Raw genomic sequence first — 15,591 nt, forward strand, 5'->3', positions numbered from 1 at the left:
ATGTATCAATTTCAGGAGAATCTGCCTGCGCGTGTACAGGAAAAAGACTTAATTGCATTTTCGCGCCTGCTAGAAGGGGCGACCGACACGCTTCGACCAACCATATCTTTGGGGGTGGTTAGTCTCACTGAAGGTACGGTCACCTTTAATAATCTCATTGGCGAAGGGGTAGCGCCCGGGGGAGCTAGATTTACGATTTGTCCAAAGGGAGTAGTTGGTGAGAAATGGATTTACAACGTCTCGCAGTTTTTCACTAGCAATACGCGGTTCTACCTGTCTCCAGTTCCCTCTGGTAGTGAAGCAGCGCTTCCGTATTTGCCGGCGGCAGATGCCATAGCTTTAGAATTTGCTGCGGAATTGGAGCTAGCCTTTAAAGTATCTGGGCCGATCATTGCACACAGTTTCAGTGATAGGTCGTTAAAGTCATTGAAAGGGAAACTAAATGTTTCTAAATGGGTGATTGATCACCCTATCCGTCCCACATCCTTCCCCGTTTTCGCAAGTGAAGTTGATGCCGAAAATATCTATAACCGAGTTTTCTCTCTTGCTATTCAAACGGTTTTACGAAAGGTTTCTGGGCATACCGCTGCAAGCGCGCTTAAGCGGGCAAGCAGGACAGTAGCTCTGCCTCCCGTTGCTGAATCGTTCACCCTCCCAGTGGTACGTTTGCCTCGCTTGCCTGTGCAGTGGGCTGCTTACAGTGGGGCGTGGGAACTGGCGGAGATGATTCTTCGACAAAGGGTCGGTGAAGCTGGCGGAAGAAACAAATTAGGTGTCTCTTTCTTAGTTGAACCATGGAGATTGCTTGAGAATGCTCTTGAGCGACTCATGGCGGTGATAGCGGGTCTGGCGGGAGACGTCGTGCCTCAAGTACAGGCGCAGTTGCCATTTCTAAATTGGAAAGGTAAGCCAACCAATCGGGGGCGATCTGTCATTCCGGATGGAATGCTGATTTTTAAAAACGGCGTTCGAGCCAGTTTTGAATGCAAGTATTCACTGCTTTCCGAGAACAGTCTCCCTAACAGGGAGCACTCTTTCCAAGCGCTTGCGACAGCAAACACTGTTGGCGCGCAGGTTGCCTTCTTGATACTCCCTGGATCGCTTCCCCTACGAGAGATTGAACTGTATGGTCGTTTCGAGGAGCAAATACGCTTTTTTGTACTTGGGATCGACCTCTTCAACGACAATGTTGGAAACCAAATCGAGATCTTAGCAGCAAGAATCCTTCACATTTGTAGGCAGGTGGAGGTGAAGTAACCTTCATCGATTTCAGAGGTCAGGAGCTGTCAGTTAGGGAGAAGAAACGGGAGCGGTGTAGTGAGTGTCTGGAAGGGCCTCAGTGAGCATCCGGTAGCGTTCTTTGCAGCAATGGTCTACGCCGTCGATCCTCGGCGCATCGAATCTTCCCGAAAATCAATCCCGCACCCCGCAGCAGGAAGCTACACCAATACCCTTAATCCAGACGGAAGTATTCGCTAGCGTTCGCCCCGCCCGAGGATTAAATTCTGCGCTGCGTAGCGTTCTGCTACCGTGCCAAGACACAATTCAGCGCAGCTAGCCGATACTTACTGAAGCACTACCGGAAAGTCATGCCGTCGTTACCAGATACGACTGCAAAACACTCAGGGAGCGACACACCGAAAACCTGCATGGGGAACTACTGCCAGAATGAGCCTTGTCAGATGCCTGCTCAAACAGGGGCGAATGCTCACCAGGCATCCGCCATTTTCTTCTTTCTGAAACACAGGTCGAGCGCAGTCGGGTTATTATTCGGTGCTACCGCATTCTTACCAAGGTGGAAGGCGGCGACCTCGTAGTGGTTATCGCCTAACGCTTAGGCGGTGAAGTCCTTCACGTCGACGGCCATGACATTGTCGTGGCCGTCGACGTTTTTAAATCCGAAAGTTTCGTAGCGGTGGCGGGCACGCTCGTTGTTCGGGTCCACCCATAGCGCCACCTTCGGCGCACCCTGCTTCGCGGCCAACTCCACCGCGGCAGCGAGGAGCCGTACGGCGAGTTTGTGCCCTGCGTAGCGGCGTTCCACCGCAATCGCGATTTCCGGAATATCGTTGCCCAGGTTCGCCCAGCCCTGCTCGGGCGTCGACCAGTAGCGCAGCCACACACCGCCCGCCGGCACGCGGAACTGATCGAACGCGAGAACGCCGCCCTCGGCTTCCGGATCCCAGTTTCCGACGTAGTCGTCAGACCCTTCAGCTTCCTCTTGGCCGATCTCGCCGTGCTCGTCACCGAACACGTCGGTAAGAAAGTTCAGCCGGCGCAGGTACGTCCGGTCAGACTCGGTTGCTTCACGTAGTTCGAACTGAGGTGTGTAATCCATGCGCACCACGTTAATCTTTTCCCATGCTTCGACGCATATTCCTATCGACGACCACGGCAACCACCCTTGCCCTCACCCCCATCGCCAACGCCGAGGTTCCGGTGGTGGAGCAGGGCGCCCGCGTGGTAGTCGTCGATAAGGGCATTTGCTCCATCGGATTCAACGACCCCAACCAACGGATTAGCTACACCGCCGGACACTGTGGCGACCACGGCAGCCGCGCCGCCGTGGGTCAGGCGAACGGAACGTTCTATCCCTCCACGGAGTTTGGTAGGTCTGCGACCGGCAACGACTGGGGCATCATCCGCTGGGACGACGGTGTCCAACTGGGCGCGAACACCATCACCACCGACGCCGTGGTGGACCTCGAGGATCTTCACCCCAACGACGAGATCTGCCTGCTCAGCCGGGGACAGCAGCAGTGTGGTGCGTACACCGGCCGTGTGGGCAACAACGTCTACTGGGACGCCGGCGCTGGCGTGAAGGGCGACTCCGGGGCACCCGTCTGGGCGCCCGGTAGGGGACTGGTGGCGGTCTACTCAGGCGTGAGCACAGTCTCGAACCGGAAAAGCGAGTCGGCCTCCTTGAACCGTGCCTCGAAGCCGCTCAACGGGCCAGGCGTGACGGAGGCGCAGGAGATCGAGCTGATCAGCGCCACGAAACCGATTGGTACGCCCGTTACCCACGACGCCGAGACCCCCGAGTCGCCCGCGACCAATGTGGCTCACTCTGGCTCGAGCGCTTCTCCGGAGGCCATCGCCACGATTGTTGTGGCGGTCGCCGTTGTGTTGGGCTTCCTCGTGCCGTTTATCGGACCTGTGCTGGAGCAGTTCGCCGTTTCCGTAGGTCTGCCCTGACAGATTCTGCAAAATCTGTCAGGGCAATGGGTGGGACAAGCGCCACCGAAGCAACCAGCTACTTCAGCTCCATAAGCACGGCGCCCTTGGACACCTGGCCGCCAGCCTCGGCGGCGAGGCCCGTGACGGTGCCGGCCTTGTGTGCCTTGACCGGGTTCTCCATCTTCATGGCCTCGAGGACCAGCAGGACGTCGCCTTCAGCAACCTCGTCGCCTTCGGAGACGTTGACCTTGATCACGGAACCCTGCATGGGGGAGGCGACGGCGTCACCGGAGACAGCAGCCTTGCCTGCGCGGCGCTTCTTCGGCTTGCGCTTGGCGGGGCCTGCGGCGACGAGTTCCTCGGGTAGGGCGACTTCGATGCGGCGGCCGTCGATTTCAACGGCAAAGGTGCGACGGGTCGGCAGGTCGGTGTCGGCGTCGTCGATAGATGCATCGGCGCTGGACGCGGGCAGTTCACCGTCCCACTCTTCCTCGATCCAGCGGGTGTACACGTCGAAGCCCTCTTCGGTGCCGACGAATGCCGGGTTATCCAGGATGGCCTGGTGGAAGGGGATGACGGTGGGGAAGCCGGTGACCACGTATTCTCCAAGCGTGCGGCGGGCACGCTGGATGGCCTCTTGACGGGTGGCGCCGTAGACGATCAGTTTCGCCAGCATGGAGTCGAACTGGCCGCCGATGACGGAGCCTGCGCGCACGCCGGAATCGACACGCACGCCGGGGCCGGTGGGCTCAGCGTATGCAACGACGGTGCCCGGTGCCGGCATGAAGTTTGCGGCGGCGTCTTCGCCGTTGATGCGGAACTCAATAGCGTGGCCACGCGGAGCCGGGTCTTCGGTCAGCTGCAGTTCCTCGCCGCGGGCGATACGGAACTGCTCGCGCACGAGGTCGATGCCGGCGGTGACCTCGGTGACGGGGTGTTCGACCTGCAGGCGGGTGTTGACCTCCAAAAACGAGATCAGCCCGTCAGAGCCCACGAGGTACTCCACGGTGCCGGCGCCGTAGTAACCTGCTTCGCGGCAGATGGCCTTGGCAGAGGAATGGATGCGCTCGCGCTGCTCGTCGGTGAGGAAGGGCGCTGGGGCTTCTTCGACAAGTTTTTGGAAGCGACGCTGCAAGGAGCAATCGCGCGTACCGACGACGACAACGTTGCCGTGCTGATCAGCCAACACCTGCGCTTCAACGTGGCGGGCCTTGTCCAGGTAGCGCTCCACGAAGCACTCGCCACGACCGAACGCTGCGGTGGCTTCGCGGGTGGCGGACTCAAACAGTTCCGGAATCTCTTCGCGGGTGTAGGCGACCTTCATGCCGCGACCGCCACCGCCGAAAGCTGCCTTGATGGCAACGGGCAGGCCGTGCTCGTCGGCAAACGCAACGACCTCGTCAGCGTTGGCCACGGGGTCCTTAGTGCCGGGCGCCATGGGGGCGTCGGCGGCTTCAGCGATGTGGCGGGCGGTGACCTTGTCACCGAGTGCCGCGATGGCCTCCGGCGACGGGCCGATCCAGGTCAGGCCAGCGTCGATGACCTTCTGCGCGAACTCGGCGTTCTCCGAGAGGAAGCCGTAGCCCGGGTGGATAGCGTCGGCGCCGGACTTCTGCGCGGCGTCGATGACCTTGTCCATGTCCAGGTAAGACTCGGCGGCGGTGGTGCCGCCGAGGGCGAAGGCTTCGTCGGCAAGAGCGACGAACGGCGCATCGACATCAGGGTCTGCATACACCGCGACCGACGCAACACCTTCGTCCTGGCACGCGCGGATGACGCGCACGGCAATCTCGCCGCGATTAGCGACGAGCACCTTGCTCAGGCTGCGGGGCAGATCAGTATTCGGTGCGGTGGTGGACACGAAGCAATCCCGTCCTTCAATCGGAAATACGAACCGTCAGAAAATCGGACAAATGTCGTTCTATGTTACAGCCCCACCACGGGAATCCCCTTTAGCCACGGGGACGCGGACCATGTTGCCCCACTCGGCCCAGGAACCGTCGTACAGCGCAACGTCCTCGAAACCGAGAATATTGTTCAGGACGTACCAGGTGTGCGACGCGCTTTCGCCCAACTGGCAGTACACCACTGTGCGCTTCTTCGGATCGAAATCCTTGTAGATCTCGCGGATGTCCTCCAACGGGCGGAAGCGCGCGTTCGGGTGCACGGAACGGCCCCACGGGACGCTAAACGCGCCCGGAATGTGGCCCTGGCGCAGCGTCGGTACTTGGGGTTGCACAGGGGCGGTGCCGTCGCCGCGGTAAGCGGGGGCTGGGCGGGCGTCGATAAGCTGCTCCGGCGGATTATCCAGCAGCTCGGAGGCGAAGGTGCGAACTGCGGTGTCCTTGCGCTCCACCACGGGGTAGTCAGACTCGGGGTAGGAGGGAACGACGAAGGACGTGTCGCGCTCCTCACCCATCCACGCGTCGCGTCCGCCATCGAGCAAGCGCACGTCGGGGTGGCCGAACAGCTCGAACACCCAGGCGGTGTAGGCAGCCCACCAGTTGGCGTGGTCGCCGTAGACCACCACCGTGTCGTCGCGGCTGATGCCGCGGGACCGCATGAGTTTGGCAAAGGCTTCGCCGTCGATGAAGTCGCGGTTGAGCTCGTCGTTAAGATCGCTCTTCCAGTCAATGCGCACCGCGCCCGGAATGTGGCCGATGTCGTAGAGGAACGCATCCTCATCACTTTCGACAACCTTCAGACCATCCACGCCGAGCCGCGCCGAAAGCCACGCGGCGGTGACAAACTTCTCAGGATGTGCGTAGTCCTTGAACTGGGGATTGTCGTCGAGTTCGATACCCACGTCAGCTGCCTTTCGTCTCTGCGGCCCCCGCCGGAATAGGCGAGTGAACAATCACCGACAAGGATACAGGTAGTACCAGCAAATCCCGGCCGGAATCGGCGAGAAACCTCGCCTCGCCACAACAGGTGTGAACTTGCACACTATCAATTCTGCCGCCCTGTGTGGGTCGCTTTAAGCCGATAGAGTCAGAGACGGAACACGACGGCTACGGCTGAGATGTTTCGCGAGTTTTTACCTACCCCGCCGATGCATGCGCTGACCGCATTCACACGCTGCGGGACAACATCATGAAAGGGATCACCGTGCACAAGGCGATTGTTGTCTTCGAGGTTGAGGGCGGCTCCGACAAGTACATTGACGGCCACCGCAAGGACACCATGCCCATTGTCAACGCCATCAAGGAAAAGGGCTGGCACGCAGAGGTTGTCTACTTTCGTCCGGAGTGGGCCGACGACCTGTTCACGTACGTCTCCGAGAACTTCGACGGCTACATCTCGCGTGTGAACCCGGGCAACATCCCGGGCGGCGAAAAGGGCTACTTTGACCTGCTTACCCGCCTGTCCGAGGCCGGCCTGGTCGGCATGTCCACCCCGCAGGAGATGATCTCCTACGGTGCGAAGGATGCCCTGGTGAAGCTGAACAAGACCGACCTTGTGCCGGAAGATACCGCCGCGTACTACGAGGTTGAGGACTTCCACAACACCTTCCCGACCTCCCTGTCCTACGGCGAGCGCGTGCTCAAGCAGAACCGCGGCTCCACCGGCTCCGGCATCTGGCGCGTGCGCCTTGCCGACGAAGCCCTGGCCGACTCCGTCGAACCGGGCACCGCCCTGCCGCTGGACACCAAGCTCAAGTGCACCGAGGCCGTGGACAACCACACTGAGGAGCGCGAGCTCGGCGAGTTCATGGACTTCTGTGACCAGTACATCGAAGGCGACAACGGCATGCTGGTGGACATGCGCTTCATGCCGCGCATCGTCGAGGGCGAGATCCGCATTCTGCTGGTCGGCCCGCACCCGGTGTTCGTCGTACACAAGAAGCCGGCTGAGGGCGGCGACGCGTTCTCCGCAACCTTGTTCTCCGGCGCGAAGTACACCTACCAGAAGCCGGAGGAGTGGCAGGAGCTCGTCGACATGTTCGCCGAGGCCCGCCCGGTCATCGCCGAGAACCTCGGTGGCGACAACATTCCGCTGATCTGGACCGCGGACTTCATGCTTGCCGATGACGACGAGACCGGGGAGGACACCTACGTCCTCGGCGAGATCAACTGCTCCTGCGTCGGCTTCACCTCGGAGCTCGACATGGGCATCCAGGAGATGGTGGCCGAGGAGGCCATCAAGCGCGTGGAGGCGAAGCACGCGTAAGCGCTGGCTTTTCGGCGACACCAACGCCCCGGCCCGAAAATCCCGTGCCGGGGCTTCTTGTCTGTCGTGACCCGGTTTTCGCCGACCGGGAATGCGAATCGTCTAGTTGCATTTCGGAGCTGCTAGACGATCCGCATTTTATTGATATCTGTTTTCAATATCACCTGGGGAAATGCATCCGGGGACTCGTGATCGTCTAGTGCTGTCATGTCTCGTGACTTATTGGACAAGGAGTCCAGTCACTTATTGGACACGATGTCCACACACTTTTTGGACAGCGTGCGGGTGGAATGGGCGGATGGCTATTTCATCGCACAAGCGCAGAAAGATCGCGGATTTTGATCCGGTCCGCGACGGCAAGACCATCACGCAGTTTTGTAAAGAAGAACAGATCTCACGCCAGACGTTTCACAACGTGAAAAACCGCATCACCGAACGTGGACGGTCCGGCATTCTGCCGGATAGCACTGCTCCGAAAAACCCTGCCCGCAAATACACAGACGCTGACTACCAGGCTGTCATTAACGCACGGTTCGATCTGCAAGAGCAGGGATTGGACTGCGGCCCGTTGTCGATCTACTACCGCTTGTACGACGCAGTTGGCCCAGAGTGCACTCCATCGCGCACAACAATTGCGACCTGGCTGCACAACGCTGGTTTGGTCGATGTCAACGCGCGTAAGCGTCCACGCAGTTCTTATAAGCGTTTCGCCCGCGATTTTGTCTGCGAGTTGTGGCAGATCGACGCTTTGGTCTACCGCCTGTTCGATGTTGACCACACCCAGGCCACGATCTATCAGGTCATCGATGACGCCAGCAGATTCGACGTAGGAACGAAAGCGTTTATGCGTCCTGAAAACGGCGAAGACGCTCGCACCACGTTGGCGGCAGCCTTTGATAACTACCGCAAACCACAAGAACTCTTATCGGACAACAGTGAAGCATTTGCCACCTACCACCGTGGGCGTTTGTCAGCAACGGAAATATGGCTGGCTGAACAAGGCGTCGTCGCGATCGCTGGGTTTGCTCCCACAACGCAAGGCAAAGACGAACGCTCCCATCGCACCTTGGTGCAGTTTCTTGATGCGCGCACACCAACAACGTTTAACGAGTTGCAAGCAGCGATCGTGGCCTACCGTGAGGTGTACAACACTCACCGGAGGCATCAAAGCCTGCTTGTCGGCAAAATGCACATCACACCGCAACAGGCTTGGGAGACGTTCCCGCAGGCTGAATCACCAACAGATCCGCTGGATCCTGAAGTGATATGGCAACGCGTTGTTGACTACAACCTTGCCAACAACCCGCATGCACAGCCGAAGCCTGCGGATGTAAAAGATCCTGGGGAAGCTGCCACTTCGCCCAGGTTCAAAACCGTTCCTGTAATCACCACACCAGGTGCATCACACACGGATATAACCAGCATAGACGAGCTGGAGAAACTCGAATACGAATACATCGATGTGCCACTGGAGCTTCGCATCAACCGTCACGGTGTCGTTGCCGTTTGCGGCTACTCGCTCTATGTCGGTCTTCGCTTTGCAGACAGAGATATCTTTAGTCACGTCACCGTCGATAATGTCGCCGAGTTCTACACCGCTCACGACGGAGAATTCCTGTTTAGTTTTCCGTTGCCGATCAAGCTCAAACACCGCCCCACCGGTGGACAGATCAACATCAACCACGTCGAAGGTATGACGCACCGTCGTCCACCGAAGCTACGTCATGACCTATCCAAACCCAGACCAAAGCGAGCCAAACCCACCCGGAAAAACTACGGCTAGGACGTGTCCAGAAAGTGACCGGACTCCTTGTCCAATAAGTGACTGGACTCCTTGTCCAAAAACTCTATGGACATAACAGTGATCGTCTAGTGCCCCCTCACAGGCAGCTAGACGATCTGCTTTTGACGCCTACCCCAGCAGCTCCTTTACGCTAGCCGGGTCGGCATCGGAGAGCATTTGGCGGCAGCGGTCGTACTCGGCGTCGTCGCCAATCGCCTTGGAGGTCAGCGCGAGCATCGCGATGGCTTTGAGCACACCGCGGTTCGGCTCGTGGGACGCCGGGACCGGACCCCAGCCCTTCCAACCGTTGGCGCGCAGGCGGTCCAGGGAGCGGTGGTAGCCGGTGCGGGCGTAGGCGTAAGCGATGAGTTTGTCGCCGGATTCGAGTTCACGCTCGGCGCGGGTGGCCCAGACGGCGGGGGAGTCGGGGTGGGCGAGCGCGGTGTCGTCGGCAAGGAGGTCCTTGCCGGTGGCCGGGTCTGCGGGAAGTTCGATGGGCTTCGGTGCGAGCATGTCGTTGATTTCCATGATGGCCAGGCTACCCACAACGTGCGCTACGCGGTCCAGAAGTCGGAGGCGTCCAGTCCGAATCGGTACAGGCAGCGGCGAAGCAGCGGCATGGATAGGCCGATGACGCTGGTGGGGTCGCCGTCGATGGAGTCGATGAACCAGGAGCCGAGCGCCTCGAGTGTGAACGCGCCGGCGCACTCCAGTGGCTGACCGGAGCGGGCGTAGGCCTCGATGTCGGCATCGGACACGTCACCGAAGCGGATTGCGGTGGTGATGGTATCGACGACCCATTCGCCGCCGAACCACACCGCATGCCCGGTGAGCAGGTGGGCTTCCTTGCCGCGCTGTGCTTTCCACCGGCGGATTGTTTCGTCGACGGTGTGGGGTTTGCCCAGCAAGGTGTCGTCGAGAAGCAGCATGCTGTCGCAGCCAACAACAACGTCGTCGGGGAATTCCGCAATTGCGGTCTCGGCTTTTGCGCGGGCGAGGGTGGCCACGGTGGTGGCGGGTGGGACGTCGCCAAGTACAGCGATCACCGCATCCTCATCGATGTGCGCGGGGCGCAGCACCGGGGTGACGCCGCCTTGTTCGAGCAGCATGCGTCGCGACGGCGACTGCGACGCCAACACCAACCGCATTAGAAATACGCCGCCGAATCGAACGCGTGCGGATTAAACGCAGTCGCCGGGTGGGACGCACCCCACATGTTGGCGTCCGGCTGCACCCCGGACTGCTTGCGTTCGCGCTGGAGCTGCAGCAACACCTCGGTCAGCGCCTGCAGTTCCGCCTCGGTGGGGTTGCCTTTAACTACCTGAATATCCACGTCAGCCTCCTTACAGCGGGATGTTGCCGTGCTTCTTCTGGGCCGGGTAGGTCACCTTGCGCTCAAGCAGGCGCAGACCCTCGAGGACGCGGGCGCGGGTGGTGGACGGTTCGATGACGGCGTCGACCATTCCGCGCTCAGTGGCCACGTACGGGTTGAGGTTGTCCGCGGCGTACTGCTCCTCGTCGGTGCCGATCGCCTCGGCGGCGGTGGTGGCGTCTGCCAGTGCGATCTGTGCGGTCGGCCAAGCGAACACCAGGTCCGCGCCCAGGCCCTTCGAGCCGAGCAGCGCGTACGACGGACCGAACGCCTTGCGGGTGACCACGGTGATCGTGCCCACCTGGGCCTCTGCAAACGCGTAGGCGAGTGCGGCGGCGGCTGCGGCGGACCCGGAGCGCTCCTCCTCGACCGACGGGAGGAAGCCGGGGGAGTCCACGAACTGCACGATCGGCAGGTTAAACGCGTCGCAGGTGCGGATGAAGCGTGCGGCCTTGCGTGCGGCGTCGCGGGTCAGGCAGCCAGCCAAAACACTCGGCTGCGTTGCGACGACACCAACCGCGCGCCCGCCCACGTGCGCAAAACCGGTGACCACGGAACCTGCGAAGCCAGCGGAGAGTTCCAGAACGTCGCCGTCGGTGACCGAAGCCAGGATGTCGGTGACGTCGTAGGGCTGGTTGTCGTCGTCAGGTATGAATGTGTCGAGGTCGGCCTCCGTCGCAGGGGCCTCGGCGTTGTCGGCACCCAGCGGGGAAGCGGCCTTGTTATTCAGCGGCAGGTAGCTGACCACGGTACGGGCCAGGTCCACCGCTTCCGTATCGGTCGCGGCGACGAGCTGCGCCAGGCCAGTCTCCGCGGCGTGGACGGCGGTGCCGCCAAGCTCATCGGAAGTCGTTTCAGCGCCGGAGACCTTGGTCACGATGTCCGCCGTGGTCACGTGCAGGGACGCGCCCTCGGCCATCACGGTGATATCCGCAAGCGGGACCGTGGTGGCAGCGAGCGAGGCGACATCCCCGGCCACGACCGCGATCTGCGGAATCAAACCCGACGCACGGGTTGCCGCACGCAGGATCTGTGCCTGCATATGCGCGGTGACAATGCCTTCCTTCCAACGCGGGCCAGTCGAGTCATAAATACCGATCAGCGGCACGCCGGTCTTGGTTGCCAAGTCGTAGATCTTGAGGATCTTCTCGCAGTACACCTCACCGACCTGGCCGTCGAAAATCGTCGGGTCTTGGGAGAAGACGCAGACACGACGGCCGTCGATCAGCCCGTAGCCCGTAATCACACCGTCGGTGGAAGGCTTGGACTTGTCCATCTTGTATGCCTCGACGCGGTGCTTGGCCAGGGCGTCGGTCTCCACGAACGTGCCGTCGTCGAGAAGCGAAAGCACGCGCTCGCGGGCAGTGGTGCCACCAGCCTCATGGACAGCATCGATCGCGTCCTGACCGACCGGCGCCTGCGCCTCATCCAGGCGATTGCGCAGATCCTGAATGCGGCCAGCCGTCGTGGTCATGTCGGGTTTAGATGAACTCATAACGCCCCAGTCTAGATTCCGAGATTGTTCCTGCCACATTGCCTATCGACGGCGCGTCGCCGGACGTTTCGCAGCGTAGGTGTAACCGGGGCGCGTGGTTGGGGTGTGCTTCCGGGGGCTTGCGAGGGCGAGGGTGAGGAAACGGGAACACTAATTGCTGAGAAGCGCGAGAGGCATAACGATCACACCGTCACGTCGTACATAAGCCTGTTTCCCCGTGGTAAGGACCATGAGGTTGGTGACGCGGTCTGGAATACGTTCGCGCAACCATAGGAGGTGTCGGACGTCGGCGTCGTCGATATGAGGCTTCAGCTTGACCTCCACCCCGAGTACCTCCCGTTCAGCGCCCTCAATGATGAAGTCGACTTCTCGCTCTCCCGCGTTCGACCTGAGGTGGTAGACCTTGGCCCTGTTTGCTTGGGCCAGTACACGCAGGGTGAGCGCACACAGAGACTCGAAAAGCGGCCCGAACATGTGCGCAGCACGGTTACTCAAGAGGCCAGATGGGGATATTCCAAGAAACCTGGCAGCGAGTGCAGGGTCAGCCAAGTGATGCTTTGGGCCTTGCTGCAGGCGTTTGAACTCATTGTTTTCTGGAACCCAACCAGGAACTGGATCAAGCAGCCAAATCTTTGCAAGGTGCTCACGATATGCGAGTGTGGTCTTCTGATTTGGTTGTTCAGTCTGACCGCCGGTGGTCGCATCAAGCAGCCTGGAGTAAGCGGTGGTAGTGGCTGTTGCAGCAGCGTATGCGCGCAACCAGCTTCGAAGCGATTCCGGCCGTCTCACCTCGTATCCTGCATCGGGAATATCACGATCGATGATTCGCTCAATGTAGGAATCCAGCAGTGTGACCTGGATGAGCGGATTCGCGGAAGCGATGGCGGGGAATCCGCTTCCGGTGATGAGGCGTGCGTAGTCGTCGAGCCTACAGTCAGAAGAACCAGATACATCGGTGTTTCCGGCCAAGATCCCGGCGAAGCTGCATGTGGGGTTGGCGACGCCGCGTTCATGAACTGCCATTGGCCGCATTCTCAATGAGACGATGCGTCCGGCCCCAGAGTGTGAGCCCTTCGGGTCAACTGGGGTAGCAGAGCCGGTGAGGAGGAAGCGCCCGGGCCCAGCGCCCTGATCTACTTGACGGCGGACAGAATCCCAGATCTGGGGAAGATGCTGCCACTCATCTAGTAGAAGAGTTCCATCTGGTGCGGAGGAGAGCGAGAAATCTGCCTCGGCAACGTTCCTCATATCGGGATCGTCGAGATACCAAGCAGCGTCGGCTCGGCGCCTTGCAGTGTCGGTCTTGCCCACACCTTTTGGTCCGTCAATTGCGATTGCGGGCAGGTGAGGCATAAGGAGATCAAGCTCGTCATCAAGCGTGCGCCGAAGATATGACATACGGGTAGTGTACAGCATGAATAGTTCCTACTACCCGTTTTTCAGAAGGACTACTACCGGATTTTCAGGACTCTTACTACCCGATTTTCAGAAATGGGATGCCTCTCCGGAGAAGCGTGCTACCCGACGTTTTTCGACGACGGGCCGTGGTTCGCGAGGGCCCGCGAGCGCGCCCCCACCTTCCCACCCCGACACCCCGCCGCCTACTACGCTCGTGACCATGAGTGTCAAGGACGTGCAGGCAATTCAGGACAAGGTGGCCGAATACTGGACTGACGTGCGGTGGGTCGAGTCCACCGGGTCGACGAACGCGGACCTGCTCAAGGACGGTTCCGCGCCGGGCACGGTGCTCATCGCAGACGAGCAAACCGCTGGCAAGGGCCGCTTGGGCCGCCATTGGGTGTCGCCGAAGGGCTCGCAGTTGGCCATGAGCATGGTCATCGACGTGACCGATACCCCGCCGCCGTTCGGGTTGCTGTCTATCGCGCCGGGTGTGGCGGTGACGGATGTGGTGCCGCAGGCGCAGTTGAAGTGGCCGAACGATGTGCAGATTTGCGGCAAGAAGATCGCTGGCATCCTCTCGGCGTTGGATATGCCGCGGGTGATTGTGGGCATCGGCATTAACGTTGCTATGCGTCCGGAGGATCTGCCTGTGGAGACCGCCACCGCCTTGAACCTTGAGGGCATTGATGTGGATTTCGACGAGTTCACCGCCGACATCCTCGCCGCGATGGGTCGTCGTTTGAAGCAGTGGCAGGAGCGCGACCCGCAGTTGTTGGAGGATTACCGCAAGGTCTGTTCGACCATCGGCCAGCAGGTTCGCCTGGAGTTACGCGAGGGGGAGGAGACGGTGCGCGGCCTGGTCACGGGCATTAATGATGAGGGCGAGGTGCTTATCGACGACACCCCGTTCTCCGTCGGCGATGTCCACCACCTCCGCCCGACCCAGTAGGCGTGCAGTAACCTAGCCGGTCATGGCTAACAAAGCGGTGTTTCGTATCGGCGAGGACGAGGTGGTCCTCGCCGATGTGTGTGCGCCGCTTTCTTCGTTGACGTTCCCGTTGCTGGAGTTGGTGGCGCTCACCGGTGTTGCCTGGATGGCGATTGGGTGGATGGATGTGACCCCACATATCGATCCGGGGATGCGCAACATTGTGGTGCTGATCTGGGCGATTCTTGCGCTGTGGCGGTTTGTGTTGCCGTTGGTGTCGTCGCGACGCAGGCGCTTCGTGGTCACCGACAAGCGCGTCCTGGCGCGGGGGCGGCGTGGCGCGGTGGATTCGATCCCGCTGCGCCAGATCCATTCGGTGCGCCGGGAGCGCGGGGGCTTGTGGATCGCGCTGTACGGCTATGCCCAGCCGGTGCGGTTTGACCGGGTGGGCAAGACACGCGCGGTGGAGAAGGTGCTGCAGTCGCAGCTGCGCGGCTAGTCCTTGACTTCCGTGGTGTGGAGCTGCTCGTCGAGGTCCTCAGGCGAGAGGTGCCCGCCGAGGAATTCGGCGGTGACGGGCAGGTGCAGTTCCATGTCGGTGCCGGGGCACAGTTCGATGACGGCGTCGTCGACGGTGTAGTCGAGGACGTGGCCGCCGCGCGTGTGGTCGTCGTCAATGAAATGCACGTGGCAGCCGGGCACACCGATGCCTTTGGCGTACATGGGGGTGCGGAATCCGCCGATGACGCCTTCGACGTCGGTGAAGATGTGTTCGGCGTCGTCGGAGACCGCCTCGGACATTGGGGGATAGGGCTTTTCTTGTTTGGTCACGGTGCGCACGCGGACTTCTTTGAAGCGGCCGGTGATTTTGACGGCGGTGAAGAAGTTGTGGCTGGGTTCGGCGTCGTCGATAAATTTGGCGAGTTCGGCGCGGACCATGCCGGCGGGTGCGTCGAAACGTAGGCGGGGTACGAAGTTGGTCACCACGGTAAATGGGGTGCGTTGGTCAAGGTCAGCGACGCGGGCTTTGCCGTCGGAGGTGAGTTGGTGGCATACGCCGTCGAGGATGAGCATCTCGCCGTCGAGGGCGTCGAAGGTGCCGAGGCCGAAGTTGCCTTTGCTCAGGATGTCGCTGATGGTGAGCTCGCCGTCGTAGATGCCGTCGAGAAGTGCGGTCATGAGAGAGTTTTGGAAAATGGTGTGGCGGGCGATGGTTTCAGACATGGCTGCGATGCTAGTCGGTTGGCCGACTACAGTGTGGGGCG

The 15,591-nt window shown here is 60.6% G+C and carries 15 protein-coding genes; 6 read left to right on the top strand and 9 right to left on the bottom strand.

The window, feature by feature from the left end; genetic code table 11:
- Positions 1-1,257, top strand: coding sequence for a 5-methylcytosine restriction system specificity protein McrC (locus tag CCOY_RS02740; RefSeq protein WP_092101564.1), 1,257 nt, complete (start codon positions 1-3; stop codon positions 1,255-1,257).
- Positions 1,258-1,834: 577 nt separating this feature from the next.
- On the opposite strand, the gene CCOY_RS02745 is transcribed toward CCOY_RS02740, so the two are convergent.
- Positions 1,835-2,338: a GNAT family N-acetyltransferase gene (locus CCOY_RS02745; protein ID WP_092102964.1), complete on the bottom strand. Its 504-nt coding sequence runs from the start codon at positions 2,336-2,338 to the stop codon at positions 1,835-1,837.
- Between the two features lie 23 nt (positions 2,339-2,361).
- Here CCOY_RS02745 and CCOY_RS02750 point away from each other — a divergent pair, with 23 nt between their 5' ends.
- Positions 2,362-3,195 (top strand): S1 family peptidase, encoded by an 834-nt coding sequence (locus tag CCOY_RS02750; RefSeq protein WP_217124971.1) that lies wholly within the window; start codon positions 2,362-2,364, stop codon positions 3,193-3,195.
- 58 nt (positions 3,196-3,253) lie between these two features.
- On the opposite strand, the gene CCOY_RS02755 is transcribed toward CCOY_RS02750, so the two are convergent.
- The gene (locus CCOY_RS02755; RefSeq protein WP_244268683.1) at positions 3,254-5,038 is read right to left on the bottom strand and encodes an acetyl-CoA carboxylase biotin carboxylase subunit; all 1,785 of its coding nucleotides are present in this window, start codon (positions 5,036-5,038) and stop codon (positions 3,254-3,256) included.
- Positions 5,039-5,098: 60 nt separating this feature from the next.
- The gene (locus CCOY_RS02760) at positions 5,099-5,983 is read right to left on the bottom strand and encodes a sulfurtransferase (protein WP_070422836.1); all 885 of its coding nucleotides are present in this window, start codon (positions 5,981-5,983) and stop codon (positions 5,099-5,101) included.
- A gap of 302 nt (positions 5,984-6,285) precedes the next feature.
- Here CCOY_RS02760 and CCOY_RS02765 point away from each other — a divergent pair, with 302 nt between their 5' ends.
- Together CCOY_RS02765 and CCOY_RS02770 are read left to right on the top strand one after the other, a co-directional pair.
- Entirely contained in the window at positions 6,286-7,347 is a 1,062-nt protein-coding gene (locus CCOY_RS02765; protein WP_070422883.1) for a Cj0069 family protein, read from the top strand.
- 298 nt (positions 7,348-7,645) lie between these two features.
- The gene (locus CCOY_RS02770) at positions 7,646-9,130 is read left to right on the top strand and encodes an integrase core domain-containing protein (protein ID WP_092101568.1); all 1,485 of its coding nucleotides are present in this window, start codon (positions 7,646-7,648) and stop codon (positions 9,128-9,130) included.
- Positions 9,131-9,259: 129 nt separating this feature from the next.
- Here the strand turns inward: CCOY_RS02770 and CCOY_RS02775 are convergent, their stop codons facing one another.
- The 5 genes from CCOY_RS02775 to CCOY_RS02795 all read right to left on the bottom strand — a co-directional run bounded on the left by CCOY_RS02775 (position 9,260) and on the right by CCOY_RS02795 (position 13,413).
- Positions 9,260-9,658: a DUF3151 domain-containing protein gene (locus CCOY_RS02775; RefSeq protein ID WP_070449528.1), complete on the bottom strand. Its 399-nt coding sequence runs from the start codon at positions 9,656-9,658 to the stop codon at positions 9,260-9,262.
- A 26-nt stretch (positions 9,659-9,684) separates the two neighbouring features.
- Entirely contained in the window at positions 9,685-10,278 is a 594-nt protein-coding gene (locus CCOY_RS02780) for a Maf family protein (RefSeq protein WP_070570505.1), read from the bottom strand.
- Positions 10,278-10,463 carry an acyl-CoA carboxylase subunit epsilon gene (locus CCOY_RS02785; RefSeq protein WP_070422838.1) on the bottom strand — a complete coding sequence of 62 codons (186 nt, stop codon included), beginning with the start codon at positions 10,461-10,463 and terminating at the stop codon, positions 10,278-10,280. Before CCOY_RS02785 ends, CCOY_RS02780 begins: the two co-directional genes overlap by 1 nt.
- Before the next feature lie 10 nt (positions 10,464-10,473).
- Entirely contained in the window at positions 10,474-11,997 is a 1,524-nt protein-coding gene (locus CCOY_RS02790; RefSeq protein ID WP_092101571.1) for an acyl-CoA carboxylase subunit beta, read from the bottom strand.
- Positions 11,998-12,147: 150 nt separating this feature from the next.
- A complete protein-coding gene (locus CCOY_RS02795; protein ID WP_244268685.1) occupies positions 12,148-13,413 on the bottom strand; it encodes an ATP-binding protein in 1,266 nt (421 codons plus the stop codon).
- Between the two features lie 202 nt (positions 13,414-13,615).
- Here CCOY_RS02795 and CCOY_RS02800 point away from each other — a divergent pair, with 202 nt between their 5' ends.
- Positions 13,616-14,347, top strand: a complete 732-nt coding sequence (locus CCOY_RS02800) for a biotin--[acetyl-CoA-carboxylase] ligase (RefSeq protein ID WP_070828826.1) — start codon at positions 13,616-13,618, stop codon at positions 14,345-14,347.
- A 22-nt stretch (positions 14,348-14,369) separates the two neighbouring features.
- Positions 14,370-14,825, top strand: a complete 456-nt coding sequence (locus CCOY_RS02805) for a hypothetical protein (RefSeq protein WP_092101573.1) — start codon at positions 14,370-14,372, stop codon at positions 14,823-14,825.
- Here the strand turns inward: CCOY_RS02805 and budA are convergent.
- On the bottom strand, positions 14,822-15,550 hold the full coding sequence (budA, locus tag CCOY_RS02810; protein ID WP_070422841.1) for an acetolactate decarboxylase: 729 nt from the start codon (positions 15,548-15,550) through the stop codon (positions 14,822-14,824). The genes CCOY_RS02805 and budA overlap by 4 nt on opposite strands.
- Between the last annotated feature and the right edge of the window lie 41 nt (positions 15,551-15,591).

Origin of the sequence: Corynebacterium coyleae, from assembly GCF_030408635.1 — a bacterium.
Classification (GTDB): domain Bacteria; phylum Actinomycetota; class Actinomycetes; order Mycobacteriales; family Mycobacteriaceae; genus Corynebacterium; species Corynebacterium coyleae.

Excerpts from the sequence above, each read along its gene's own strand:
- CCOY_RS02750 (WP_217124971.1), top strand. The coding sequence starts at position 2,362 with ATGCTTCGACGCATATTCCTATCGACGACCACGGCAACCACCCTTGCC.
- CCOY_RS02775 (WP_070449528.1), bottom strand. The coding sequence starts at position 9,658 with ATGGAAATCAACGACATGCTCGCACCGAAGCCCATCGAACTTCCCGCA.
- budA (WP_070422841.1), bottom strand. The coding sequence starts at position 15,550 with ATGTCTGAAACCATCGCCCGCCACACCATTTTCCAAAACTCTCTCATG.
- CCOY_RS02780 (WP_070570505.1), bottom strand. The coding sequence starts at position 10,278 with ATGCGGTTGGTGTTGGCGTCGCAGTCGCCGTCGCGACGCATGCTGCTC.
- CCOY_RS02795 (WP_244268685.1), bottom strand. The coding sequence starts at position 13,413 with ATGCTGTACACTACCCGTATGTCATATCTTCGGCGCACGCTTGATGAC.
- CCOY_RS02770 (WP_092101568.1), top strand. The coding sequence starts at position 7,646 with ATGGCTATTTCATCGCACAAGCGCAGAAAGATCGCGGATTTTGATCCG.
- CCOY_RS02800 (WP_070828826.1), top strand. The coding sequence starts at position 13,616 with ATGAGTGTCAAGGACGTGCAGGCAATTCAGGACAAGGTGGCCGAATAC.
- CCOY_RS02740 (WP_092101564.1), top strand. The coding sequence starts at position 1 with ATGTATCAATTTCAGGAGAATCTGCCTGCGCGTGTACAGGAAAAAGAC.
- CCOY_RS02805 (WP_092101573.1), top strand. The coding sequence starts at position 14,370 with ATGGCTAACAAAGCGGTGTTTCGTATCGGCGAGGACGAGGTGGTCCTC.
- CCOY_RS02790 (WP_092101571.1), bottom strand. The coding sequence starts at position 11,997 with ATGAGTTCATCTAAACCCGACATGACCACGACGGCTGGCCGCATTCAG.
- CCOY_RS02745 (WP_092102964.1), bottom strand. The coding sequence starts at position 2,338 with ATGGATTACACACCTCAGTTCGAACTACGTGAAGCAACCGAGTCTGAC.